The organism is Enterobacter sp. MALB-1 (assembly GCF_041021625.1).
GTDB classification, from domain to species: domain Bacteria; phylum Pseudomonadota; class Gammaproteobacteria; order Enterobacterales; family Enterobacteriaceae; genus Enterobacter; species Enterobacter oligotrophicus.
On the sequence record NZ_JBDPJL010000001.1, the window covers coordinates 1,843,589 to 1,868,633 of the forward strand.

Here is a 25,045-nt window from a genome sequence, read left to right on the forward strand (position 1 = left end):
CGCAGTGATTGCGCCCCTCGCCCATCGTGAGGGGCCAGACGTACACACTACTGGAATCACGGAGACGTTATGCGACAGTCTGATCCGTATCTCTCATTTCGCGGCATCGGGAAAACCTTCCCCGGTGTTAACGCGCTGACCGATATCAGTTTCGACTGCTATGCCGGCCAGGTTCATGCGCTGATGGGGGAGAACGGCGCGGGGAAATCCACGCTGTTGAAAATCCTCAGCGGCAACTACACGCCAACAACCGGAACACTGGCTATTCGCGGCGAAGAGATGGCCTTTGCCGACACCACGGCGGCGCTAAACGCCGGGGTCGCCATTATCTATCAGGAACTGCATTTGATCCCTGAGATGACCGTGGCGGAAAACATCTATCTGGGCCAGTTGCCGCACAAAAGCGGCCTGGTTAATCGCTCGCTACTCAATTATGAAGCGGGGCTGCAGTTAAAACATCTTGGTCTGGATGTTGATCCCCAGACGCCCCTGAAATACCTCTCTATCGGTCAGTGGCAGATGGTAGAAATTGCCAAGGCTCTGGCACGCAACGCCAAAATTATCGCCTTTGACGAGCCGACCAGTTCGCTCTCTGCGCGTGAAATTGAAAATCTGTTCCGCGTCATCCGCGAGCTGCGCAAAGAAGGCCGCGTCATTTTGTATGTCTCTCACCGTATGGAAGAGATTTTTGCCCTAAGCGATGCCATTACCGTGTTTAAAGATGGCCGCTATGTGCGCACGTTTACCGACATGCAGCAGGTTAACCATGATCAACTGGTGCAGGCGATGGTGGGTCGCGAGCTGGGGGATATTTACCACTGGCAGCCGCGTGAATACGGCCCTGAACGTCTGCGGCTGGACAATGTGAAAGCGCCAGGGGTGCGGACACCCGTTTCGCTTTCGGTGCGCAGCGGTGAAATTGTCGGGCTGTTTGGCCTGGTTGGGGCCGGGCGGAGTGAATTGATGAAAGGGCTGTTTGGCGGCACGCGCATTACCGGGGGGCAGGTCTCCATCGACGGAAAAGCGGTTGATATCCAGAAGCCGGCCCACGCTATCAACGCGGGCATGATGCTTTGCCCGGAAGATCGCAAAGCGGAGGGGATTATTCCGGTCCACTCGGTGCGCGACAACATCAATATCTCGGCAAGGCGTAAATACATCCGGGCGGGCTGCCTGATCAACGACAGCTGGGAAGCGAGCAACGCCGATCGCCATATCCGTTCGCTCAACATAAAAACGCCGGGGGCGGCGCAACTGATCATGAATCTTTCCGGCGGTAATCAGCAGAAGGCGATTCTGGGCCGCTGGTTGTCGGAAGATATGAAGGTCATTTTGCTGGATGAGCCGACACGCGGTATCGACGTGGGGGCGAAGCATGAAATCTATAACGTCATTTATGAACTGGCAAAACGCGGCGTGGCGGTGTTGTTCGCCTCCAGCGATCTGCCTGAGGTGCTTGGCGTCGCTGACCGCATCGTTGTGATGCGTGAAGGTGAAATTGCCGGTGAGTTGCAACATGAACAGGCGAATGAACAACAGGCGTTGAGTCTCGCCATGCCTAAAGTTAGCCAGGCTGTCGCCTGAGTAAGGAGTCAATGATGTCCTCTGTTACTACATCCGGAGCGCCGAAGTCAGCTTTCAGTTTTGGCCGCATCTGGGACCAGTACGGCATGCTGGTCGTTTTTGCCGCGCTGTTCATCGCCTGCGCGATTTTTGTGCCTAACTTCGCCACCTTTATCAATATGAAAGGGCTGGGGCTGGCGATCTCTATGTCCGGCATGGTGGCCTGCGGGATGCTGTTCTGTCTGGCCTCCGGCGATTTCGACCTCTCTGTCGCCTCGGTGATTGCCTGTGCGGGCGTGACAACGGCGGTGGTCATCAACATGACCGAAAGTCTGTGGATTGGCGTTTTCGCTGGTCTGTTGCTGGGCGTTCTCAGTGGGCTGGTGAACGGGTTTGTCATTGCCCGCCTGAAAATTAACGCTCTGATCACGACGCTTGCGACGATGCAAATCGTGCGTGGTCTGGCTTACATCATTTCCGATGGTAAAGCGGTCGGGATTGAAGACGAACGTTTCTTCACCCTGGGCTATGCGAACTGGCTAGGCTTACCCGCCCCCATCTGGCTGACGGTGGCATGCCTGATCCTGTTCGGCTTCCTGCTCAACCGTACCACCTTTGGTCGTAATACCCTGGCGATTGGCGGTAATGAAGAGGCTGCGCGTCTGGCCGGTGTGCCGGTTGTACGCACCAAGATCATCATCTTCGTGCTCTCCGGGCTGGTCTCTGCAGCGGCGGGGATCATTCTGGCTTCGCGTATGACCAGCGGCCAGCCAATGACCTCTATCGGTTACGAGCTGATCGTCATTTCAGCGTGCGTATTGGGTGGTGTTTCCCTGAAAGGCGGCATCGGAAAAATCTCATATGTGGTGGCCGGTATCCTGATTCTGGGGACGGTGGAGAACGCCATGAACCTGCTGAATATTTCACCGTTCTCGCAGTACGTGGTTCGCGGCCTGATCCTGCTGGCAGCCGTGATTTTCGACCGTTACAAACAAAAAGCGAAGCGTACCGTCTGAGTCACTTCCTGCCTTTATTCTGCTCAACTATTAACCATAGTTGACCTCCTGACCGGCCCGCCAGTTTCACAGGCGGGCCGGTTGTCAAATGGCGAGCACCGTCACACTGTCTATACTTACATGGTTGTTTACTCACTGTAAGGAGGAAAAGGGTGGCTGACTTGTTAACCGCACCGCCTGTACTGCCCGGAAAATTTGCTTTCTTTTTTGACCTCGACGGGACTCTCGCCGGGATAAAACCGCATCCCGATGAGGTCGTCGTACCGGATACGGTATTAGAGAATTTGCAGCAGCTCTCCCGAATGAACGAGGGAGCACTGGCATTGATTTCAGGGCGCTCAATGGCCGAGCTGGATGTGCTCGCCAGTCCATACCACTTTCCGCTGGCTGGTGTGCACGGAGCGGAGCGCCGCGATATCCATGATCAACTGCATGTGGTTTCACTCCCCGATACCTTAATCCAGATGCTGCATACGCATCTCGCTCAGGCGCTTGAAAAGCTGCCGGGTACTGAGCTGGAACCCAAAGGTATGGCTTTTGCCTTGCACTACCGCCAGGCCCCACATCATGAAGCGGCAATCTTTGCCATTGCCAGAAGCGTGGCCGAGGCACATCCGCAGCTCGCTCTGCAGCCGGGAAAATGTGTCGTTGAGATAAAACCGCAAGGGATCAACAAAGGCGCTGCAATCGCGGCGTTTATGGCTGAGCCGCCCTTCAGGGGCAGGACGCCAGTATTTTTTGGGGATGACCTGACCGATGAGGCCGGGTTTACCGTGGTAAACAAGGCCGGCGGGATGTCTGTCAAAGTCGGCCCTGGAGAAACAATTGCCGAATGGCGGCTGGAAAGCGTCGCCAGCGTCTGGCAATGGATATCTGACGTCGCTAACCAGCAACAACAACAAATAGCGCAAAACAACGGGAGAAATCATTATGGGTCGCTTAGTCGTCGTCTCTAATCGCATTGCACCGCCGGATGATAAAAAAGCCAGTGCGGGTGGCCTGGCGGTAGGGGTGTTAGGTGCCTTAAAAGCCGCCGGTGGCCTGTGGTTTGGCTGGAGCGGTGAAATCAGTAATGACGAGAAACCGCTGGAAAAAGTCACGCAGGGCAATATCACCTGGGCCTCGTTTGCTCTCAGTGAAAAAGATTATGAAGAGTATTACTCCGAGTTCTCCAACGCCGTATTGTGGCCTGCGTTTCACTACCGCCTCGACCTGGTGAAGTTCCAGCGGGAGTCATTCGAAGGGTATATGCGCGTCAATGCGCTGCTGGCGGATAAACTGCTGCCATTAATCCAGGAGGACGATATTCTATGGATACACGATTATCATCTTCTTCCCTTCGCCAGAGAGCTGAGAAAACAGGGCGTGAATAACCGGATCGGCTTCTTCCTGCATATTCCTTTCCCGACACCGGAGATATTCACCGCGCTGCCGCCGCATGAAGAGCTGCTTGAGGCGCTGGCAGATTATGATCTGCTGGGTTTCCAGACGGAAAATGACCGTCTGGCCTTCCTTGACAGCGTGTCCGGTAAAACGCGTCTGACGACGCACAGCGGGAAATCGCATGCGGCATGGGGTAAGACGTTCCACACCGAGGTTTATCCTATCGGCATCGAACCGGACGAGATTGCCGAACAGGCGTCAGGCCCGCTACCGCCGAAGCTGGCACAGCTTAAAAACGAGCTGAAGCATGTGAAGAACATCTTTTCGGTAGAACGTCTGGATTACTCAAAAGGCTTGCCGGAGCGTTTTCTGGCTTATGAGACGCTGCTGGATAAATACCCTGAGCACCACGGAAAGATCCGCTACACGCAAATCGCGCCCACATCACGGGGTGAAGTGCAGGCCTATCAGGATATTCGTCATCAACTGGAGACGGAAGCGGGCCGAATTAATGGCCGATACGGGCAACTGGGCTGGACGCCGCTTTTCTATCTGAATCAACACTTTGACCGCAAGATCCTGATGAAGGTCTTCCGCTATGCGGATGTCGGGCTGGTAACGCCGCTGCGCGACGGGATGAATCTGGTGGCGAAGGAGTATGTTGCAGCACAAGATCCTGCCGACCCTGGCGTGCTGGTCCTGTCACAGTTTGCCGGTGCAGCGAATGAACTGACGTCCGCACTGCTTGTCAATCCTTATGACCGCGATGATGTCGCGAATGCGCTCGATCGTGCGCTGAAAATGCCCCTTACCGAACGTATCTCACGACATGCGGAGATGATGGAAACCATTCGCACGAACGATATTAATCACTGGCAGGCGCGCTTTATGAGTGATTTACGCGAGATTACGCCGCAAAACAGCGAAGGCCATCTGCAAAAGAAGATCGCGACATTCCCTAAACTGGCATGATATTCCTCGGGGGCATTACCGGCCCCCGAGAGGCACTAACAGTACATCCACCTGGCTTGACGCAACAATTGATTTAGCCGAACAGGCTGCACGCGAAAAAAAGCTCTGGTTATGATTACCGCAAATAACCAAATCAATATTCTGTTTACGACATATATCCAGAATATGTTGATTTAATTCCCCCGTCGCAATAACGGTTTCATGAACAGGATATTGCGCCTTTTCTACCAGTTCCCGCAGAAATTGCTGTGTTTCTTCCTGCAGGACATCACGAATATCTTCAAGCATGGGCGCAGCCAGTTGATTGTACATCTCAGGCTCGGCGGCCAGCGTGATCAGGCTGATACGGGCATTGGTGGGTCTGGCAATGGAAACAGCACGGGCGACGAGTTGATGGCTTTCCGGTGAAACTGCTACAGAAACAAGAAGATGGCTGTAACTCATCACGCACTCCTTTGATGTCTGAAAGACAATGTTTTCTCAGCTTTACCGCGAATTTGCCACTTCTGCAAGTGGGGAATACGATAATAGTGTGAACCTTATCATAATTATTCATTAATTATTCTTATAAGAAGAATACTGCAAACGTGCTCCTGAATGAGAAAAATTAACATCTTAACCTAAATCACACATTTAACATTCTGCCTGGCTAAATCGTTTTAACGCGTTATTAACACGAGCGAGATGATTTCAGTGTGAAACTTCCTGCGGCTTTTTTAAGGATAACTCCCTGTTTTTCATGATTAATGAAACTTCGTTTCTGACAGCGCAGCCTCTCCAGCGTCTGGCCGCGTCATCGTTAGGGTGGTAAGCAATTCCTGTACCCATTTAACTCAGCCTTCTGCATCAGTATTCGTCCTGCTGGAATACAAAAGCGTGTCGATTGAGCATAAATTAGCCAACTTACAAGTCGTGCTGATGGATTTATAGGATATATTCGCTTAAATTATGTGATGTGGATCACATTTTTTTTAAATTTCAGGGGAGGCTGCATTGTATGTGTCAAAACTGACGAGTAGAGTTTGCGTCGAATTAGGAAAAATCTTAGTTATTTGTAAGAAATGATAAAAGGTGTAAGCAACGCATCCGCGTGCTGAGTTGCTGCGCGTTTTACAGCATACAACCTTAATTCAACTATGCATTTGGCCTTTTCTTTTTATACCGGGTGATTTCCCGGCGACATCACGGGGTGCGGTCTTTCCGCATAAAAATAATAGTTGGTTATTCGGGATGGGAAAAATGCATACATCCGAGTTGCTAAAACATATCTATGACATCAATTTGTCATATTTACTGCTCGCGCAGCGTTTGATTAGTCAGGACAAAGCGTCCGCGATGTTTCGTCTGGGTATTAACGAAGAGATGGCAACCATGCTGGGTGGATTAACCCTTCCACAAATGGTAAAGCTGGCTGAAACGAACCAACTGGTTTGTCAGTTCCGTTTTGATAATCCGCAGACGATTACGCGTCTTACTCAGGAATCCCGTGTTGACGATCTGCAACAGATCCATACCGGTATCCTGCTCTCAACTCGCCTGCTCAACGAAATCAGCCAGACTGATGACGCAGCCCGTAAGAAAAGGGCGTAAAAATGAGCGAGAAAAGCATTGTTCAGGAAGCCCGTGACATACAGCTGGCAATGGAATTGATTACGCTGGGTGCTCGTTTACAAATGCTGGAAAGCGAGACTCAGCTGAGCCGTGGTCGCCTGATTAAACTGTATAAAGAGTTACGTGGCAGCCCTCCACCGAAGGGGATGCTGCCGTTTTCAACGGACTGGTTTATGACCTGGGAACAGAATATTCATGCCTCGATGTTCTGTAACGCCTGGCAGTATCTGCTGAAAACCGGTTTGTGTAGCGGTGTCGACGCCGTGATCAAAGCGTATAAACTTTACCTTGAGCAATGCCCACAGCAGGAAGGAGGCCCCCTGCTGGCGCTGACCCGCGCATGGACGCTGGTGCGTTTTGTTGAAAGCGGAATGCTTGAATTGTCACACTGCAATTGCTGTAACGGTAATTTTATTACCCATGCGCACCAGCCTGCTGGCAGCTTCGCCTGTAGTTTATGTCAGCCACCATCCCGTGCAGTAAAAAGACGTAAACTTTCCCGACAGGCTGCCGATATTATTCCACAACTGCTGGATGAACAGATCGAACAAGCTGTTTAACCCGAACGTGTGGGCAAGATTCCAGCAGCGGTAAGTGATTACCGCTGCTTTTTTTTACCCTCCATTCCGGTAACCCGTTCGAGATGAACGTCCTGCCATAGTCACTAGCGGAAGGATGATGTCGTGCTTATCTTATTAGGTTACCTGGTAGTTCTCGGTACAGTTTTCGGCGGTTACATGATGACCGGCGGGCACCTTGGAGCACTCTATCAACCGGCTGAACTTATTATCATCGGCGGCGCAGGGATAGGGGCTTTTATCGTTGGCAACAACGGTAAATCGATCAAGGGGACGCTAAAAGCCATTCCGTTGCTGTTCCGTCGCTCGAAATACACCAAAAGTATGTACATGGATCTGCTGGCGCTGCTCTATCGTCTGATGGCGAAATCCCGTCAGCAGGGGATGTTCTCGCTGGAGCGTGACATCGAAAACCCAAAAGAGAGTGAAATTTTCGCCAGCTACCCGCGCATTCTTGCGGACGCGATGATGCTGGATTTCATTGTCGATTACCTGCGCCTCATTATCAGCGGCAACATGAATACCTTCGAAATCGAAGCGTTGATGGACGAAGAAATTGAGACCCACGAAAGCGAATCTGAAGTGCCGGCCAACAGCCTGGCATTGGTCGGTGACTCGCTTCCGGCGTTCGGTATCGTTGCGGCGGTTATGGGTGTGGTTCATGCCCTGGCGTCAGCGGATCGTCCGGCGGCAGAACTGGGGGCGCTGATTGCCCATGCGATGGTCGGTACCTTCCTCGGTATTTTGCTGGCCTACGGTTTTATCTCACCGCTGGCAAGCGTCCTGCGCCAGAAGAGCGCGGAAACCACCAAAATGATGCAGTGCGTGAAGATCACGCTGCTCTCTAATCTCAACGGTTATGCGCCACCGATCGCCGTCGAATTTGGCCGTAAAACGCTCTACTCCAGTGAACGTCCATCGTTTATCGAACTGGAAGAGCACGTGCGTGCGGTGAAAAACCCAAACCAACAGACGACCACTGAGGACGCATGAAAAACCAGTCCCATCCGATCGTCATCGTAAAAAAACGCAAGCACAAGGGGCATGGGCACGGTGCGCATGGCTCCTGGAAGATCGCGTATGCCGATTTTATGACCGCCATGATGGCGTTCTTTCTGGTGATGTGGCTGATCTCCATCTCCAGCCCGAAAGAGCTTATCCAGATTGCGGAATATTTCAGAACGCCGCTGGCCACAGCGGTGACAGGGGGACAACGCATTTCAAACAGCGAGAGTCCCATTCCTGGCGGTGGCGATGATTACACCCAGCAGAAGGGTGAGGTGAAAAAAGAGCCTAACATCGACGAGCTGAAAAAACGGATGGAACAGGCGCGCCTGAAAAAACTGCGTGGTGACCTGGATCAACTGATCGAAGCGGACCCGAAACTGCGCGCGCTGCGCCCGCATCTGAAGATTGACCTCGTGCAGGAAGGTCTGCGTATTCAGATTATCGACAGCCAGAACCGCCCCATGTTTAAAACCGGGAGTGCGGAAGTTGAACCCTATATGCGCGATATTTTGCGCGCGATTGCCCCGGTGCTGAACGGCATTCCTAACCGAATCAGCCTGTCAGGACACACGGATGATTTCCCGTATGCCACGGGTGAGAAGGGATACAGCAACTGGGAACTTTCTGCCGATCGTGCCAACGCCTCGCGTCGCGAGCTGGTGGCGGGTGGGCTTGATGATGGCAAGGTACTGCGCGTGGTCGGCATGGCAGCAACCATGCGTGTCACCGACCGCGGGCCGGATGACGCCATCAACCGTCGTATCAGTCTTTTAGTGCTGAACCAGCAGGCGGAGCAGGCCATCCTGCATGAAAACGCCGAAAGTCAGAATGAGTCACTGGACGATTTAAAACAGCCTGGGGCCGTTCCTTCGGCTGCCGTTCCAACATCGCCACCAGCCAATCCGAGGTGATAGCGTGAGCATGGATATTAGCGATTTTTACCAGACATTCTTTGATGAAGCCGACGAATTGTTGGCCGATATGGAGCAACACCTGTTGGATCTGGTGCCCGAAGCACCCGATTCAGAGCAACTCAATGCCATCTTCCGTGCGGCGCACTCCATTAAAGGCGGAGCCGGAACCTTTGGCTTTACCATTTTGCAGGAAACCACGCACCTGATGGAGAACCTGCTTGATGAAGCACGACGCGGTGAGATGCAGCTCAATACCGATATTATCAACCTGTTTTTGGAAACCAAAGATATTATGCAGGAACAGCTCGACGCCTATAAAAGCTCGGCAGAGCCTGATGCCGCCAGCTTTGAATACATCTGCAATGCGCTGCGTCAGTTAGCGCTGGAAGCAAAAGGTGAAGTCGCCGCGGCTGTTGTCCCTGCGGCAAAACTGAGCGTGGTCGATGCGGTTGCCGCCCAAGACGCTGCGCCAGCGGCTGCACCCTCGGGCAAATTGCGCGTGGTGCTGTCTCGCCTGAAAGAGAACGAAGTTGACCTGCTGGAAGAAGAGCTGGGCAACCTGGCGACGTTAAGCAACGTGGTGAAAGGCAAAGATAGCCTGGCTGCGACGCTTGATGACGGGATCAGCCAGGACGACATCATCGCGGTGCTGTGCTTTGTTATCGAAGCGGATCAGATTGCTTTCGAGACGGAAACCGCGGCCGTTGATGCGCCTGCGGTGGTGGAGGCCGAAGCCCCTGAAGCGGCTGCGCCCGCCGTCGTGCCTGCGGTACCTGTGCTGAAGGCCGTACCGAAAGAGGCGGCTGCGCCTGGTCGCGGCGAAAAACCGGCGGCGCGCTCCAGTGAATCCACCAGCATTCGCGTGGCGGTTGAGAAGGTTGACCAGCTGATTAACCTGGTGGGCGAACTGGTGATCACCCAGTCGATGCTGGCGCAACGTTCTAACGAACTGGACCCGGTCACCCACGGCGATCTCATCACCAGCATGGGTCAGTTACAACGTAACGCCCGCGATCTGCAGGAATCGGTGATGTCCATCCGTATGATGCCGATGGAATATGTCTTTAGCCGCTTCCCGCGTCTGGTGCGTGACCTGGCCGGTAAGCTGAATAAACAGATTGAGCTGACGCTGATGGGCAGCTCTACCGAGCTGGACAAGAGCCTGATCGAACGCATCATCGATCCGTTAACGCACCTGGTGCGTAACAGCCTTGACCACGGGATCGAACTGCCGGAAAACCGTATTGCTGCCGGGAAATCACCGGTCGGCAACCTGATCCTCTCCGCGGAACACCAGGGCGGCAACATCTGCATCGAAGTGACCGATGACGGGGCTGGCCTGAACCGCGAGCGCATTCTGGCGAAAGCCATTTCGCAGGGGATGGCGGTCAATGAAAACATGACTGACGAAGAAGTGGGCATGCTGATCTTCGCGCCGGGCTTCTCCACCGCCGAGCAGGTGACGGACGTTTCCGGGCGTGGCGTGGGGATGGACGTGGTGAAACGTAACATCCAGGAGATGGGCGGCCACGTTGAGATCCAGTCTAAGCAAGGCTCCGGCACGACCATTCGCATCCTGCTGCCGCTGACGCTGGCAATCCTCGACGGTATGTCCGTCAAAGTGGCGGACGAAGTCTTCATTCTGCCGCTGAACGCGGTGATGGAATCACTCCAGCCGCGCGAAGAAGATCTGCATCCGCTGGCGGGCGGCGAGCGCGTGCTTGAAGTGCGCGGGGAGTACCTGCCGCTGGTGGAGCTGTGGAAAGTGTTTGAGGTGGACGGCGCGAAAACCGAAGCCACGCAGGGCATCGTTGTGATCCTGCAAAGCGCCGGACGCCGCTATGCGCTGCTGGTGGATCAACTGATTGGTCAGCACCAGGTGGTGGTGAAGAACCTCGAAAGTAACTACCGCAAAGTGCCAGGTATTTCTGCCGCCACCATCCTCGGTGATGGTAGCGTCGCGCTGATCGTCGATGTTTCGGCGCTTCAGGGATTAAATCGTGAACAACGTGTGGCGTACACAGCCGCCTGATTAAGTAGAAGGTAATAACATGACCGGTATGAGTAATGTAACGAAACTGGCGGGCGAGCCATCAGGACAGGAATTCCTGGTTTTCACTTTGGGTGACGAAGAGTACGGTATCGACATCCTGAAAGTGCAGGAAATTCGTGGTTATGATCAGGTTACGCGCATTGCTAACACTCCCGCCTTTATCAAAGGTGTGACCAACCTGCGCGGCGTTATTGTGCCCATCGTTGACCTGCGCGTGAAATTCAGCCAGGGCGATGTGGAGTACAACGACAACACCGTGGTGATTGTGCTCAACCTGGGGCAGCGTGTGGTCGGCATCGTCGTTGACGGCGTATCCGATGTGCTGTCGTTAACGTCCGATCAAATCCGTCCGGCACCGGAATTTGCGGTCACGCTGTCGACCGAATACCTGACTGGCCTGGGTGCACTCGGCGAGCGTATGCTGATTCTGGTGAATATTGAGAAGCTGCTGAACAGCGAAGAGATGGCGCTGCTGGATATTGCGGCGAGCCATGTAGCGTAGGTAAATGCAAAACGGCAACCAGGTTGCCGTTTTTTGTGTTTGCCCCCTCTCCCTGTGGGAGAGGGCTGGGGTGAGGGCATCAGGCCTCACCCTTTTTTTCACCTTACGCTTCCTGCTCCACCAGTTCAGCTTCTTCTTCAAGCAACCCTTCGTTTTGCGCCAGCATTGCCGTTGCAATCCCGTTACCCAGCACGTTAATTGCTGAACGGCCCATATCCAGGAAGTGATCGATCCCCATCAGCAGCAGAATCCCCGCAACAGGAATATTAAAACCCGGAATGGTTGCTGCCAGTACCACCAGTGCAGAACGTGGCACACCGGCAATCCCTTTCGAGGCCAGCATCAGGGTTAGCATCAGTACCGTCACTTCCGAAAAGCTCAAATGAATGTTGTATGCCTGGGCGATAAACATCGAGGCGAAAGAGCAATACACCATGGAGCCGACCAGGTTAAAGGAATAACCAATCGGCAACACGAACGACACGATGTTGCGCGAGCAGCCAAAGCGCACCAGCTGCTCCAGCGTTTTTGGATAAGCCGCTTCAGAACTGCTGGTTGTAAAGGCAACCAGCACCGGATCTTTCAGCATGCTGACCAGGCGGAACACCTCTTTTTTCAGCATCATGTAACCGACCGCCATAAGCACCATGCAGGTCAGTACAATCGCGACATAATAGCCGCCAATGAAAGAGGCGTAATTCAGGAGAATGCCCAGCCCCTGGGTTGCGACAACCGACGAGATAGCCGCGAAAATAGCCAGCGGCGCAACATACATCACGTAACCGGTCACCTTCAGCATGATGTGAGAGACCACATCCAGCACGGCCACCAGCGGGGCGTTGAATTTCTGCCCTAGCGACGCACCGCCAATACCGAAGAACATTGAGAACACCACAATTTGCAGGATCTCGTTATTTGCCATCGCCCCGGCGATGCTGGTTGGAATGGTATGAGTCAGGAAGCCCTTCAGCGTCATTCCGCCGACGGCCAGGCCGGTGTCCACCGATTCAGCAGGAATCGCCAGATTCAGCCCGCTGCCCGGATGTTCCAGCGTGACGATAAACAGCCCCACCAGGATGGAAAGCACGGATGAGCTGATAAACCACACCATTGCTTTGCCCCCTACGCGGCCAATGGTGGACGTTTCGCCCAGTTTCATAATTCCGACCGTCAGGGTGCTGAAGACCAGTGGCGCAATGACCATTTTGATCAACCGCAGGAAGATGTCGGTGAGGAGCGTGATGTTATCAGACCAGGCGTTGATGGCATCCGGTGAGGCGTACTCATGAATTGCGGCCCCCGAAAGAATACCCGCCAGCATGAATATCACGATGAAGAGTGTGAGTTTGTTTGCACTTGCCACGAAAAAAGACCCTCTATGCGCTTACGATATATTCCACGCTGATGTATATGGATTTTTTATTGCAGCGTGGGAATTCATTCGGCACATAAATTGAAGTAAAGCGGGAAGGGATACAACTCTTTTTTAATTTTTATTGATTTTGTTGTGAGCGCCTGGTTGAAGCGGTAGCCATAAACGACATTCTCGATCCTCCTTCTCCTTTTCCCTTTCGCAAATGTAAAGTTCCTGTGGCGGGTGCCGATAACACCGTTAATAAATCTATGAGAAGGTGTTGTATGTTGAACCGTATCCGCGTTGTCACAATGCTCATGATGGTGCTGGTCATTTTCGCACTACTTCAGCTCATCTCCGGCGGGCTTTTTTTCTCGTCTTTAAAACAAAATCAGGACAGTTTCGCCGCGTCGAACGATCTCCGTTTACAGCAAAGTGAACTGACGTCGACGTGGGATCTGATGCTGCAAACGCGTATCAACCTGAGCCGCTCGTCCGCTCGCATGATGATGGACCCGAACAATCAGCAGAGCAGTGCGAAAACTGATCTGTTGAAAAATGCCCGTACCACCCTTGCCGATGCCGCAAAACACTACGACGCCTTTAAAAAGATCACTCCGCAGCCTGCGATGGCGCAGGTGAGCGCCAACATTGATGAAAAATATAACGCCTATTTTGCGGGCCTGACGGAGCTGGTGCAGTTCCTGGAAAGCGGCAATATGGACGCCTATTTTGCGCAGCCAACCCAGGGGATGCAAAACGCCCTCGGCGCGGCGCTGGGTGACTACGCCAAAGCCAGTAGCGAGCTTTATCACTCGGCGTTTGCCGAAAGCCAGAATGACTATCGCTTCGCCAAATGGCAGATGGCGGTTCTCGCGCTGGCGCTGGTTATCGTGCTGGTGGCCGTCTGGTATGGCATTCGCCATATTCTGCTTAACCCGCTTGGCCGTGTGATTGCTCATATCCGCGATATTGCCAGCGGCGACCTGACCAAAACCCTGACAGTTACCGGGCGTAATGAGATCACGGAGCTGGCAAACAGCGTGGATCATATGCAGCGCTCGTTAATTGATACCGTCGCCAATGTGCGTGAAGGGTCGGATGCTATCTATACCGGCACCAGTGAGATTGCCATGGGTAACAACGATCTCTCCTCGCGCACCGAGCAGCAGGCTTCCGCGCTGGAAGAGACGGCGGCCAGCATGGAAGAACTCACCGCCACCGTGAAGCAGAATGCCGATAACGCTCGCCAGGCTTCGCAACTGGCTGAAAGTGCCTCCGAAACGGCGCAGCGCGGGGGGCGTGTGGTCGATGGCGTGGTGAAAACCATGCACGAAATTGCCGACAGCTCGAAAAAAATCGCTGACATCATCAGCGTGATCGACGGCATCGCCTTCCAGACCAATATCCTGGCACTGAACGCGGCGGTAGAAGCGGCGCGTGCCGGTGAGCAGGGACGTGGTTTCGCAGTGGTGGCCGGTGAAGTACGCAACCTTGCCAGCCGCAGTGCCAATGCGGCGAAAGAGATCAAAGCGTTGATTGAAGACTCCGTTTCACGCGTGGATACCGGCTCGGTGCTGGTGGAAAGTGCGGGTGAAACCATGAATGACATCGTGAATGCCGTGACTCGCGTAACGGACATCATGGGTGAAATCGCCTCTGCATCGGATGAGCAGAGTCGGGGTATTGACCAGGTTGCCCTGGCGGTATCGGAAATGGACCGTGTGACACAGCAAAACGCCGCGCTGGTGCAGGAGTCCGCCACGGCGGCCGCTGCGCTGGAAGACCAGGCGAGCCGCCTGAAAATGGCCGTCTCGGCGTTCCGTCTTACTTCCAAAACAACAAAACCGGTCAGCTCGCGTTCATATAACGAGACACCGTCCGCGCCGGTGGCAACACGCACCCGCGCAGTCGTGGCCGGACAAGATGATAACTGGGAAACATTTTGACTGACATTTAAACCGCGGCTGCTTGCCGCTTGATGGGAGCGTGGATGTTAAATCGTATTCGTATCTCGACCACACTGTTTTTGATTCTGATCCTGTGTGGTGTGTTGCAGGTTGGCAGTAACGGGTTGTCTTTTTGGGCGTTTCGCGATGGCTATCAGAATTTGCAGGAAGTCGAGACGAGTAATCAGCAGCGTTCCGCACTGGCACAAACGCGTGCCGTGCTGTTGCAGGCAAGCACTGCGCTGAATAAAGCAGGGACGTTAACTGCGTTGAGCTATCCGCCGGACGATATCAAGGCGTTGATGGTAACGGCGCGCGACAGCCTCAGGCAGGCCGATGCGCAGTTTAAAACCTTCATGTCGCAGGACGCGGTGAACGAGAAAGGAAAAGCGCTGAAGGCGGCCATGAAGAAGAACTTTGCACAGTGGCACAGCGATCTGGAGCATCAGGCGACCTGGCTTGAGAACAACCAGCTCTCTGACTTTATGACCGCGCCGGTGCAGGCGTCTCAGGACGCGTTTGACGGCAGTTTTAACGCATGGCAGCAGGAGATTAACCAGTTTGTCGAGCGTGCAGGAGAAGGCAGCCGCAAAAGCTACCACATGTCGGGCGTGATTTTTGCCGTGATGGTGATCCTGGCGGCGCTGTTAACCGGCGGTGCGCTGTTCTGGTCACGCAAGATGATCGTACAGCCGCTGGCCATTATCAGTAGCCACTTCGACAGCATCGCTAAAGGGGATCTGGCGCGCCCGGTGGCGGTGTACGGTAAAAACGAAATCTCCGCAATTTTTGCCAGCCTTAAGGCAATGCAGGGATCGCTCAGGGAAACGGTGACCGATGTGCGCCAGGGCAGTTATGCCATGCACACCGGGATCTCAGAAATTGCGGCCGGGAATAACGATCTCTCTTCCCGAACCGAACAACAGGCGGCCTCGCTGGCACAGACGGCCGCGAGTATGGAGCAGTTGACCGCAACGGTGAGTCAGAACGCCGACAACGCGCGTCAGGCGTCTGACCTGTCAAAACAGGCGGCGTTGACGGCGAAGAAGGGGGGCGATCAGGCCTCCCACGTCGCGACCACCATGCAGGACATTGCCGCCAGCTCGCAGAAAATTGGCGACATCATTAGCGTGATTGACGGTATTGCCTTCCAGACCAACATTCTGGCACTCAACGCGGCGGTTGAGGCTGCGCGCGCCGGTGAGCAGGGACGTGGATTTGCGGTAGTGGCTGGCGAAGTTCGTAACCTGGCGAGCCGCAGCGCCAACGCAGCGAAAGAGATTAAGGGGCTGATTGAAGAGTCGGTCTCCCGCGTTCAGCAGGGCTCAACGCTTGTGGATACGGCGGCGAAAACCATGACCGAGATCGTCACCTCCATCACGCGGGTTAACGACATCATGGGTGAGATTGCCTCTGCGTCTGATGAGCAGCGTCGCGGGATTGAGCAGGTGGCGCAGGCGGTCAGCCAGATGGATCAGGTGACGCAGCAGAACGCCTCGCTGGTTGAGGAGGCGGCGGCGGCCACTGAGCAGCTGGCAAACCAGGCGGACCATCTGACCGGGCTGGTGGCGGTATTTAATGTGAAAGAGCACGTAGAAGCAGTAACAGAAGTCGGGCGGTCGCAGGCCGTGCCAGTTGTATCCTGAATGTGATTAAGAAGGCGCTATGACATCACCCATGCCCTCAGGGCAAACGTCATTATTGTTGCAGATGACACAGCGCCTCGCGCTGTCCGACGCGCATTTTCGTCGGATATGTCAGTTAATCTACCAGCGTGCGGGGATCGTGCTTGCCGATCATAAGCGAGACATGGTTTACAACCGACTGGTGCGGCGCTTGCGCACGCTTGGGCTGGATGATTTTGGCCGCTATCTGAGCATGCTCGAAGCGAACCAGAACAGCGCCGAATGGCAGGCATTTATCAACTCTCTCACCACTAACCTGACCGCGTTTTTCCGCGAGGCTCACCACTTTCCGGTGCTGGCGGAACACGCGCGTCGTCGTAGCGGGGAGTATCGCGTCTGGAGTGCAGCGGCATCGACCGGGGAAGAGCCGTACTCTCTGGCGATCACCCTTGCCGATACCCTGGGAATGGCTCCGGGGCGCTGGAAAGTGTTCGCCAGCGATATCGACACTGAGGTACTGGAGAAAGCCCGTAACGGCGTTTATCGCCAGGATGAACTGAAAACGCTGTCACCTCAGCAACTGCAGCGTTACTTCATGCGCGGCACAGGCCCGCATGAAGGGCTGGTGCGCGTGCGTCAGGAACTGGCGAACTGTGTCGAGTTCGCCCCCATCAATCTGCTTGACAAGCAGTACAACGTGCCGGGGCCTTTCGACGCCATCTTTTGCCGTAACGTAATGATTTATTTTGATAAAACGACGCAACAGGACATTCTGCGTCGCTTTGTTCCGTTGCTCAAGCCTGACGGTTTACTGTTTGCCGGGCACTCGGAAAACTTTAGCAACCTCGTGCGTGAGTTTAGCCTGCGTGGGCAAACGGTTTATGCGCTGAGTAAGGAAAAAGCATGAGTAAAATCAGGGTATTGTCTGTCGATGATTCGGCGCTGATGCGCCAGATCATGACTGAAATTATCAATAGCCACAGCGATATGGAGATGGTGGCGACAGCCCCTGATCCTTTAGTTGCGCGGGATTTAATTAAAAAATTTAACCCCGACGTGCTGACGCTGGATGTCGAAATGCCGCGCATGGATGGCATCGATTTTCTGGAAAAATTAATGCGCCTGCGTCCGATGCCGGTGGTGATGGTCTCCTCGCTGACGGGGAAAGGCTCTGAAATTACCCTGCGCGCGCTGGAGCTGGGGGCGGTGGACTTTGTCACCAAGCCACAGCTTGGCATTCGCGAAGGGATGCTGGCCTACAGCGAGATGATAGCGGAGAAGATCCGCACTGCGTCGCGCGCGAAGCTGGCCGCCCACAAACCGTTGGCTACCCCGGCAACCCTGAAAGCCGGGCCCTTACTCAGCTCGGAAAAATTGCTGGTGATTGGCGCGTCAACCGGGGGAACAGAGGCAATTCGTCATGTACTCCAGCCATTGCCGCTTTCAAGTCCCGGTATTCTTATCACTCAGCATATGCCGCCAGGCTTTACCCGCTCGTTCGCGGAGCGTCTGAACAAACTGTGTCAGATCAGCGTGAAAGAGGCGGAAGACGGTGAGCGCGTACTGCCGGGGCACGCCTATATTGCGCCGGGTGATAAGCATATGGAGCTGGCGCGAAGCGGTGCGAACTATCAGATCAAAATTCATGACGGGCCGCCGGTCAACCGGCACCGCCCGTCGGTGGATGTGCTGTTTCATTCGGTGGCGAAACATGCGGGGCGCAACGCCGTTGGGGTGATCCTGACGGGGATGGGCAACGATGGTGCCGCCGGAATGCTTGCAATGCACCAGGCCGGAGCCTGGACGATTGCGCAGAATGAAGCAAGTTGTGTGGTGTTCGGCATGCCGCGCGAGGCCATCAATATGGGTGGCGTGAGCGAAGTGGTCGATCTTAGCCAGGTAAGCCAGCAGATGCTGGCGAAAATCAGTGCCGGACAGGCAATACGTATTTGACTCAGGAGTATTATTTTATGGCGGATAAAGAGCTTAAGTTTTTGGTTGTGGATGACTTTTCCACCATGCGTCGCATCGTGCGCAACCTGCTGAAAGAGCTGGGCTTCAACAATGTTGAAGAAGCAGAAGACGGCGTGGATGCGCTGAATAAACTGCAGGCTGGCGGATTTGGTTTTGTTATCTCCGACTGGAACATGCCAAACATGGATGGTCTGGAACTGCTGAAAACCATTCGTGCAGATGCCGGTATGGCCTCTCTGCCGGTACTGATGGTGACTGCGGAAGCGAAGAAAGAGAACATCATCGCCGCTGCACAGGCGGGCGCAAGCGGCTATGTGGTGAAGCCATTCACCGCAGCGACCCTGGAAGAGAAGCTCGGCAAGATCTTCGAGAAACTCGGCATGTGAGGTGTTGGTTATGATGCAACCTGCTATGAAACCCGTTGAAGAACATTCGCCCAGCGATATTATTGCCCGCATTGGTAGCCTGACGCGCATGCTGCGCGACAGCCTGCGTGAACTGGGGCTGGATCAGGCTATTGCTGAAGCGGCAGAAGCCATTCCCGATGCCCGTGACCGTCTGGACTACGTTGTCCAGATGACCGCGCAGGCGGCGGAACGTGCGCTGAACAGCGTTGAAGCATCACAGCCACACCAGGATGCGATGGAGAAGGGTGCGAAGGCGCTGACTAAACGCTGGGACGAGTGGTTTGAAAACCCCATCGAGCTGGCAGATGCCCGCGAGCTGGTGACCGATACCCGCCAGTTCCTGGGGGATGTGCCGGGTCACACCAGTTTCACCAACGCTCAGTTGCTGGACATCATGATGGCGCAGGATTTCCAGGACCTGACCGGTCAGGTGATCAAGCGCATGATGGACGTGATTCAGGAAATTGAACGTCAACTGCTGATGGTGCTGCTGGAGAACATCCCGGAACCGGCTGCCCGTCCAAAACGCGAGAACGAAAGCCTGCTCAATGGCCCACAGCTCGACGCGACCAAAGCGGGCGTCGTGGCAAGCCAGGACCAGGTGGATGACCTGCTGGACAGCCTCGGCTTTTAAGTCTGCAGTGAAACCCTGCTCAGGCTGCGTGTCAGCCTGAGCAGGGTGTATTAACGCAAATCCATTTTTACCGTGACGTTGCCTTCAAAACTACCCGGTTCGGGTGTCGCATTCGTGGTGCTCACCGGTACGGCCTGAATTTTAACCACGCCATTTCCCTGTTCATCCATCGTAACCGGAAACTCATAGCTCCCGTCCAGAGCGACGTCATGGTTGTTTTCATCGTATACCCGCACGCCAAGGTCGTTTCGTTCAAGCAGCCTGGCGATGTACGGTGTACTGCTGTCCGCAACGCCCTGATCGGCAGTGAGCGTGAACTTAATCCTGTCGGTATTGCCGATGGCATTGTCATCACAGTGATAAGTAATATCGACATTTTTGAGCGCATAGCCCTGTGGCGGCTGGTCCTTGCTGGTGAACTGCTTGCTGACGATGCTGCCAAACTCGACTTCGATGGTACTGCCTTCGTTAATGGTGCAGCTCAGCGGGGCTGACAAGGTACCGCCGAACCAGATACTGGAGACCTGTTGCGCCAGTGAGGGATCGCAGCTACCGGAGCTAAAATAGAGGCAGGCATAGTTCTGGACGATAATTGTCGGTGGAATCACCTCTTCACCCAGAATGGGTTTTTTAACGTGCAGCATAACGCCCACCACGTTCCAGCGAAATTTACGCTTCACGGAGGTGGAATCTGCGGGGCGCGTCTCGTTGCTACACACGCTGGCTTCGCCCTCCGTTATCCTCGCCGTCTCAAACGTGACAGGCATATTTCCCCGTGACGTAGGGTATTCGTTGATTCTCAGGGGATTAAGATAGCTGCCATCAGGAGAATGGATCGCATCGGCGTAGCCGGTCACGTCGATGTCGATTTTATCGGTGAGATAGCCGTAACCATTTGTTCCCGGATTAAGCGGGCTGCCCGCCAGCGTATCTTCATAAACGATTGTGGAAGCATACAGATTGCCAGGACAACTGCAGTTTGCCTCCATTTCAGGACCTGCCCCTACCAGATGTCCCGGAATATCGTAGTCTTTATTGGCGACGTTATCGCTGGCTGCAAATTCATGATCGTACGAGATCGTGTAGGTTTGCGGCGCGTCAAAACAGTTATGCAGTACCGTTACCGCCCATACCGGCGTGGTGGACTGCGAAAGCCAGTGAAGCTGCGGTGAGCCGTCTCTTCAGTTTATTTTCCATGCGAGTGTTCCTGCTGGCAAAGCGCGCTAACCGAACGGATTCCGTTAGGGCTTACGTTTTGCCGATCTGACTGTTGTGAAATTCGGGCGCTGCACTGCTGATCGGGGGCGTTGCCCCATTTCACCGTAAGCTGCGCGGTTTCTGCTACGCCTGCCAGGTAAACGGTGCCGGTATCGTCAACGATACCGCTCAGCGCCGGAGAGGTGAGGGTGGCGATAGCGCCGAAGGGTACATGCTGGCCGTCAGGACGCGTCAACGTAATCAACAGGCGGTAGCCTACGTGGGCATCAAAATTCGCCATCACCGCCGCGTTGCGGGAAGGGATAACGGTGGCCGTGGTGTCGCCGCTGTCCACATCTTCCGGCAGGCTGGATGTGTCGATGCGTATGCGGTTTTCCTGATAAGGCGTCAGCGACGGGATGATGGCATTGCCCTGCCAGTCTGTCTGAATCCCCTGTTGGTTCTGGAAGCGAACCCCGGCGGCGTCGTTAGCGTTAACGATGGCAAACTGGCTGCCCAAAGGCTGAGCCAGGGTGAGGCCATGGGGATGTGCCACGATACCGCCGCTGATCCCATAGCTGAGCTGCTGTGAATCGTCTGTCGACGTGTAATACCCGGCGTTCAGGTTGGCATATTGCGAACGATAGCTGCCGTAAACGCTGCTGGTATCTTCCCCGTCGTGGTTGGAATGACTCTGCTGCAGCGAATAGCTTAAGCGTTCATCGTCCAGCAATGTTCCATTGACCCCCAGGTTTTGCCGCGTGTAGCCGCCTCTGGTGTTGCTGATGTTGTAGCTGCTCCAGGCGTGTGGCAGCAATCTGGCGAGCGGTAAGCTAAAGCCAAAGGAGACCATCCGGTCGTCATCTTCACCGTTGGTTTTGCTGTAGGTGTAGGCCAGGTGGTAGCTAATGCCAGCATAGACGGTGTTAAAACCGGCTGACAGGCTGCGTTCTTTTTTGGACGTTCCCCAGTAATCCTGCTGATAACCATTCAGGTAAAGACTTATCCCTGAAATCGTCTGGCTCATGCTGGCCTGAATACGGCTACGTTTGTTGTACTGGAACAGCAGATCGTCTTCATGCCCGTCCATTTTTTGATTGGCGTCGGCAAAGCTGTAGTACCCACGGCTGGAATAGCGATAACTGCCAAGAGTGAAGTTAGTATTGGTGCTGTCGATTTTGCCGGTATAGAGAAAACGCCAGGACTGGCCGGTATGCTCGCTGTCATCGTCAAGTTTTGCGCGGGCCAGGGTAACATCCGCCGACAGCGACCCCAGTAACCCCAGCGCCACGCCGACGCCGGTATTCACGGCATTATAATCTTTTGAAAGCGTCAGCCCGCCAAATCCGGTGAGGCGGTTGTTTAAACCGTAAATCAGGCTTCCCTGCAGAAAATCGGGTTCGTTTTGATCGCTGCCGCTGTCCGCCCGGTAACGCCCGGCCGTAAATTCGTATTTGAAATGCCCTGGACGCTGCATCACCGCGATACTGGAGTATGGTTGCGTAAAGTGATGCTCGGTACCGTCGGCCTCTTTTACCGTGACCTCCAGATCGCCGCTATTGGTGGTGGAGTAAAGATCGTTGATTTCAAACGCGCCCGGTGCGACGTTCTGTTGATAGATAAGATAGCCATTCTGACGAACGGACACTTCGGCATTTGAACTGGCGATACCGCGTATAACAGGCGCGTAGCCGCGCTGGCTGTAAGGCAGCATTTCTTCATCTGAGCTGAGATTCACGCCGCGGTACTGCAGGCTGTCAAATACTTCGCCCCGGCTGTTGCTTTCACCCGCCGTAAACTGCGCTTTCAGTACGTCAATGTCGTGCTGAAGGAACGTATTGATGGTATCCCATTGATTATCGGTGTCGGATTTACTCCACGTCGAGTAATTGCGCAGCCGCCAGCCGCCCAGATTAGCGCCGGTGCGCAGGTTCAAATACTGGTTCTCAGTGGTGTTGTGCTCGCTGTCTTCATTCTGCGATCCGGAAAAGGCGTAATCGGTGAACAATACGGGCACACCGTCATCCCAGCGAGAAGGGTCAATATAGTCGCGTCCATTGCTGGACATGGCCGCCTGGGGGACGCTTAACTGCAGCGTCATGGTTGAAAAATCAAGCTGTGCCGACGCCAGCGGTATGTAATTGCTGAGGGGCTGCGGCAATATTTCCTCAGCGGGAAGCTCAGCAAGCTGCGGGTAGCGATCGACGTTGATGCCCCATGCCCGCAGCATATTCGGCGTCAGTTGTGGTGCCAGCGCGCCTTCAGACGTACTGATATAGGCGATCTCCGCATCGCTCCTTCGGTTGTTGTTGATCACCACGCGAGATGAATAGGTGCCGGGTAACTGGGCGTTCGATTTCGAGAACAGCGAGAGATCGATATCCTGTTGGGTCAACATATCCCCTTCGAGCGAGGAAGGGGAAAAACGATACTCGCGGGCGTGCGCGGAGCAACTCGCCATAATTAAGATGCTGCTCAGGAAGCGAAGAAACGGATTCAGCTGAAACTGTCGCGGACCTGGCAAGGAATATCGTTCTGCAATCATGAAATGTTTTAATCCTGCGCCAGAATGGAAGAGAATTTTTCGGAAGCGTTGCCGTAGTCCGTGATGCAGCGCCAGCTGACGTGCGTTCCTTGTACTCTGGCGGGCAGCGCGATGTCAGCGCGGGAGTGAGGCGCGACCATGTCGGCTTTTTCCACTTTCTGATTGTCCAGCGTCAGGGAGTCAAAAATGCTGTAATACGCGCCGTCGTTTATGGCCGTAAGCTGCTGACCCTGGCGAATAAAACGCAGTTTCTGGCATGTATCAATGGGTGTGCCGCTCAGTCCTGCCGGACGCCAGAAAAGTTTCAGGCGCGTTTTGTAGATAAGACGCAGAACGTTTTTAGCTTCGTCATCCGCAGCCGTGGCAGGCACCGTGCGCACATTCAGATAAAAAAGCGTCTCTTTATCGGTGGGAAGCGGTGTGCCATTCCAGGTGATACGCAGGCTTTGCTCCTTTTGCGGATCAAGACGAAAAAGGGGCGGCGTAACGATAAAAGGCCCGCGTGTTTTACCGTCGCCCGTATCCGTCCAGGACTGTACCAGCCAGGGAAGTTCTTTATCATTGTTTAGTAGAGGCAGAGCAACTTCCTTTTTATTGGCATCGTAGATTACGCGGGTACGACCAATTTGTACGCCCGTTGCGTGACAAAATGAGCCTGTAATTAATGGAAGGCATAATAAAAGTCGCGTTGCGATGCGCATAGTAGAACCTTTTATAATGGCGATTAAGCGAAAAAGATAATAGTCCGGAAAAATACCGGAACTATTATCGGAGCATGACTCCTTAACGTCATGACGCGTATATAAGCATGCTGGATATAAATTAGCTGATGATTAACGATAAAGAATGTTTACCGTCATATCAGCATCGGCAGGGCCGGGTGTGACTTCATTCGCGAAAGATTTGTATCGCGCATTAAAGTCAGCCTGAATGGTATCTGTAGATTTGGTGGCCAGTTCGATATAAACCTGCTCTTCGGCACCATCCATGGTAATAAGACGCATATTTTCACCTTTAGGGCTGACGGCAATACCGATGCCGGTGGCTGCGGTATCACCTGTCGTGGTGATTGTACTGACGTCGAGCAGCGTGTTGGTGTTGGTCAATGCGGTGGGGCCATTGAAGGTTAACTGAATGGCTGGCAGACCATCGCTTCTTAACGGGCAGTTAGCCAGAACGATGGAGAAGGGGGTGAGGGGGGTTTCTGTCCCAACGCTGGTGAAGAGTGAGGTAGGATAAGTACCCAGAGGAATGGTACTGTCAGTACCGTCGTTTCCTTGAATGGTACAGCTTGGTTCAATAATTTCACCGGTGAAGTGGATTGTTCCGGCATTCATTTCTGCGGCAAACGTGCTCGTTGAAAGGGCCGCAAGCGCAATGCCTGCAAAAAAATGTTTTTTAAAGTCCATCTGATAAAATTCCTGAATATGAAAAACATGTGTGGTATGCCATTTGAATTTTTTTAAATCAAATTACACCACGCAGGAGTATAACGCGTTATTTTCTTCAGGTAAGGGTGGGTCATAATTAATATTAAATAAGATAAAGCATTTTTGATGTGTTGGAAATTAATTTAACTTCGGTTTTCAATATGTATGGTCTATTGAATTTACATATTTTTATCTTTTCTGAAAAGATATGAAGATAAAATCACCGACAATGTTAACGTCTTTTACGTGAAAGGGTATTGAGGCGAGGAATGTTGAGTTTTTTTAATTTCATTTTAAAGTAAAAATCACGCCAAAAAACGCTGGAATATT

General features: G+C 53.8%; 22 protein-coding genes. 16 read left to right on the forward strand and 6 right to left on the reverse strand.

Translation table 11 applies throughout. From position 1 onward, the window contains the following. Nucleotides 1–69 precede the first annotated feature (69 nt). The 4 genes from araG to otsA all read left to right on the forward strand — a co-directional run bounded on the left by araG (nucleotide 70) and on the right by otsA (nucleotide 4,934). On the forward strand, nucleotides 70–1,584 hold the full coding sequence (araG, locus tag ABGB15_RS08800) for an L-arabinose ABC transporter ATP-binding protein AraG (protein ID WP_215722249.1): 1,515 nt from the start codon (nucleotides 70–72) through the stop codon (nucleotides 1,582–1,584). A 14-nt stretch (nucleotides 1,585–1,598) separates the two neighbouring features. Beyond that, nucleotides 1,599–2,579 (forward strand): arabinose ABC transporter permease AraH, encoded by a 981-nt coding sequence (araH, locus tag ABGB15_RS08805; protein ID WP_215722409.1) that lies wholly within the window; start codon nucleotides 1,599–1,601, stop codon nucleotides 2,577–2,579. Nucleotides 2,580–2,731: 152 nt separating this feature from the next. Next, complete coding sequence (otsB, locus tag ABGB15_RS08810) at nucleotides 2,732–3,535, forward strand: trehalose-phosphatase (RefSeq protein ID WP_215722248.1); 804 nt, start codon at nucleotides 2,732–2,734, stop codon at nucleotides 3,533–3,535. Next, on the forward strand, nucleotides 3,510–4,934 hold the full coding sequence (gene otsA / locus ABGB15_RS08815) for an alpha,alpha-trehalose-phosphate synthase (RefSeq protein WP_215722247.1): 1,425 nt from the start codon (nucleotides 3,510–3,512) through the stop codon (nucleotides 4,932–4,934). The genes otsB and otsA overlap by 26 nt, the downstream gene beginning before the upstream one ends. 15 nt (nucleotides 4,935–4,949) lie before the next feature. On the opposite strand, the gene uspC is transcribed toward otsA, so the two are convergent. Beyond that, on the reverse strand, nucleotides 4,950–5,378 hold the full coding sequence (gene uspC / locus ABGB15_RS08820) for a universal stress protein UspC (protein ID WP_152081448.1): 429 nt from the start codon (nucleotides 5,376–5,378) through the stop codon (nucleotides 4,950–4,952). Nucleotides 5,379–6,173: 795 nt separating this feature from the next. Between uspC and flhD the strand changes: the two genes are divergently transcribed. From flhD to cheW, 6 genes are all read left to right on the forward strand, one after another. Further along, nucleotides 6,174–6,524, forward strand: a complete 351-nt coding sequence (flhD, locus tag ABGB15_RS08825) for a flagellar transcriptional regulator FlhD (protein WP_198440046.1) — start codon at nucleotides 6,174–6,176, stop codon at nucleotides 6,522–6,524. Between the two features lie 2 nt (nucleotides 6,525–6,526). After that, nucleotides 6,527–7,105 carry a flagellar transcriptional regulator FlhC gene (flhC, locus tag ABGB15_RS08830; protein WP_152081446.1) on the forward strand — a complete coding sequence of 193 codons (579 nt, stop codon included), beginning with the start codon at nucleotides 6,527–6,529 and terminating at the stop codon, nucleotides 7,103–7,105. A 123-nt stretch (nucleotides 7,106–7,228) separates the two neighbouring features. Further along, entirely contained in the window at nucleotides 7,229–8,116 is an 888-nt protein-coding gene (motA, locus tag ABGB15_RS08835; protein ID WP_152081445.1) for a flagellar motor stator protein MotA, read from the forward strand. Next, entirely contained in the window at nucleotides 8,113–9,042 is a 930-nt protein-coding gene (gene motB / locus ABGB15_RS08840) for a flagellar motor protein MotB (protein ID WP_152081444.1), read from the forward strand. The genes motA and motB overlap by 4 nt, the downstream gene beginning before the upstream one ends. A gap of 4 nt (nucleotides 9,043–9,046) precedes the next feature. Further along, nucleotides 9,047–11,077, forward strand: coding sequence for a chemotaxis protein CheA (gene cheA, locus ABGB15_RS08845; RefSeq protein ID WP_215722245.1), 2,031 nt, complete (start codon nucleotides 9,047–9,049; stop codon nucleotides 11,075–11,077). Between the two features lie 19 nt (nucleotides 11,078–11,096). After that, nucleotides 11,097–11,600 carry a chemotaxis protein CheW gene (gene cheW / locus ABGB15_RS08850; RefSeq protein WP_152081442.1) on the forward strand — a complete coding sequence of 168 codons (504 nt, stop codon included), beginning with the start codon at nucleotides 11,097–11,099 and terminating at the stop codon, nucleotides 11,598–11,600. A 103-nt stretch (nucleotides 11,601–11,703) separates the two neighbouring features. Here the strand turns inward: cheW and ABGB15_RS08855 are convergent, their stop codons facing one another. Further along, complete coding sequence (locus ABGB15_RS08855; RefSeq protein ID WP_215722244.1) at nucleotides 11,704–12,963, reverse strand: dicarboxylate/amino acid:cation symporter; 1,260 nt, start codon at nucleotides 12,961–12,963, stop codon at nucleotides 11,704–11,706. 275 nt (nucleotides 12,964–13,238) lie between these two features. Here ABGB15_RS08855 and tar point away from each other — a divergent pair, with 275 nt between their 5' ends. From tar to cheZ, 6 genes are read left to right on the forward strand one after another with little or no spacing between them, the layout of a single operon-like run. After that, nucleotides 13,239–14,903: a methyl-accepting chemotaxis protein II gene (tar, locus tag ABGB15_RS08860; protein ID WP_215722243.1), complete on the forward strand. Its 1,665-nt coding sequence runs from the start codon at nucleotides 13,239–13,241 to the stop codon at nucleotides 14,901–14,903. Between the two features lie 44 nt (nucleotides 14,904–14,947). Next, the gene (tap, locus tag ABGB15_RS08865) at nucleotides 14,948–16,549 is read left to right on the forward strand and encodes a methyl-accepting chemotaxis protein IV (protein ID WP_215722242.1); all 1,602 of its coding nucleotides are present in this window, start codon (nucleotides 14,948–14,950) and stop codon (nucleotides 16,547–16,549) included. Nucleotides 16,550–16,568: 19 nt separating this feature from the next. Further along, the gene (cheR, locus tag ABGB15_RS08870) at nucleotides 16,569–17,435 is read left to right on the forward strand and encodes a protein-glutamate O-methyltransferase CheR (protein WP_215722241.1); all 867 of its coding nucleotides are present in this window, start codon (nucleotides 16,569–16,571) and stop codon (nucleotides 17,433–17,435) included. Further along, nucleotides 17,432–18,481 carry a chemotaxis response regulator protein-glutamate methylesterase gene (locus ABGB15_RS08875; RefSeq protein ID WP_152081437.1) on the forward strand — a complete coding sequence of 350 codons (1,050 nt, stop codon included), beginning with the start codon at nucleotides 17,432–17,434 and terminating at the stop codon, nucleotides 18,479–18,481. The genes cheR and ABGB15_RS08875 overlap by 4 nt, the downstream gene beginning before the upstream one ends. 17 nt (nucleotides 18,482–18,498) lie before the next feature. Continuing rightward, on the forward strand, nucleotides 18,499–18,888 hold the full coding sequence (gene cheY / locus ABGB15_RS08880) for a chemotaxis response regulator CheY (RefSeq protein ID WP_000763862.1): 390 nt from the start codon (nucleotides 18,499–18,501) through the stop codon (nucleotides 18,886–18,888). A 10-nt stretch (nucleotides 18,889–18,898) separates the two neighbouring features. Continuing rightward, the gene (cheZ, locus tag ABGB15_RS08885; RefSeq protein WP_013096065.1) at nucleotides 18,899–19,543 is read left to right on the forward strand and encodes a protein phosphatase CheZ; all 645 of its coding nucleotides are present in this window, start codon (nucleotides 18,899–18,901) and stop codon (nucleotides 19,541–19,543) included. 50 nt (nucleotides 19,544–19,593) lie between these two features. Here the strand turns inward: cheZ and ABGB15_RS08890 are convergent, their stop codons facing one another. From ABGB15_RS08890 to ABGB15_RS08905, 4 genes are all read right to left on the reverse strand, one after another. Further along, nucleotides 19,594–20,532: a fimbrial protein gene (locus ABGB15_RS08890; RefSeq protein WP_225903366.1), complete on the reverse strand. Its 939-nt coding sequence runs from the start codon at nucleotides 20,530–20,532 to the stop codon at nucleotides 19,594–19,596. 197 nt (nucleotides 20,533–20,729) lie between these two features. Beyond that, a complete protein-coding gene (locus tag ABGB15_RS08895) occupies nucleotides 20,730–23,201 on the reverse strand; it encodes a fimbria/pilus outer membrane usher protein (RefSeq protein WP_225903365.1) in 2,472 nt (823 codons plus the stop codon). Nucleotides 23,202–23,293: 92 nt separating this feature from the next. Further along, complete coding sequence (locus ABGB15_RS08900; RefSeq protein WP_215722239.1) at nucleotides 23,294–23,986, reverse strand: molecular chaperone; 693 nt, start codon at nucleotides 23,984–23,986, stop codon at nucleotides 23,294–23,296. 132 nt (nucleotides 23,987–24,118) lie between these two features. Continuing rightward, nucleotides 24,119–24,694 carry a fimbrial protein gene (locus ABGB15_RS08905; RefSeq protein ID WP_215722238.1) on the reverse strand — a complete coding sequence of 192 codons (576 nt, stop codon included), beginning with the start codon at nucleotides 24,692–24,694 and terminating at the stop codon, nucleotides 24,119–24,121. Nucleotides 24,695–25,045 lie beyond the last annotated feature (351 nt).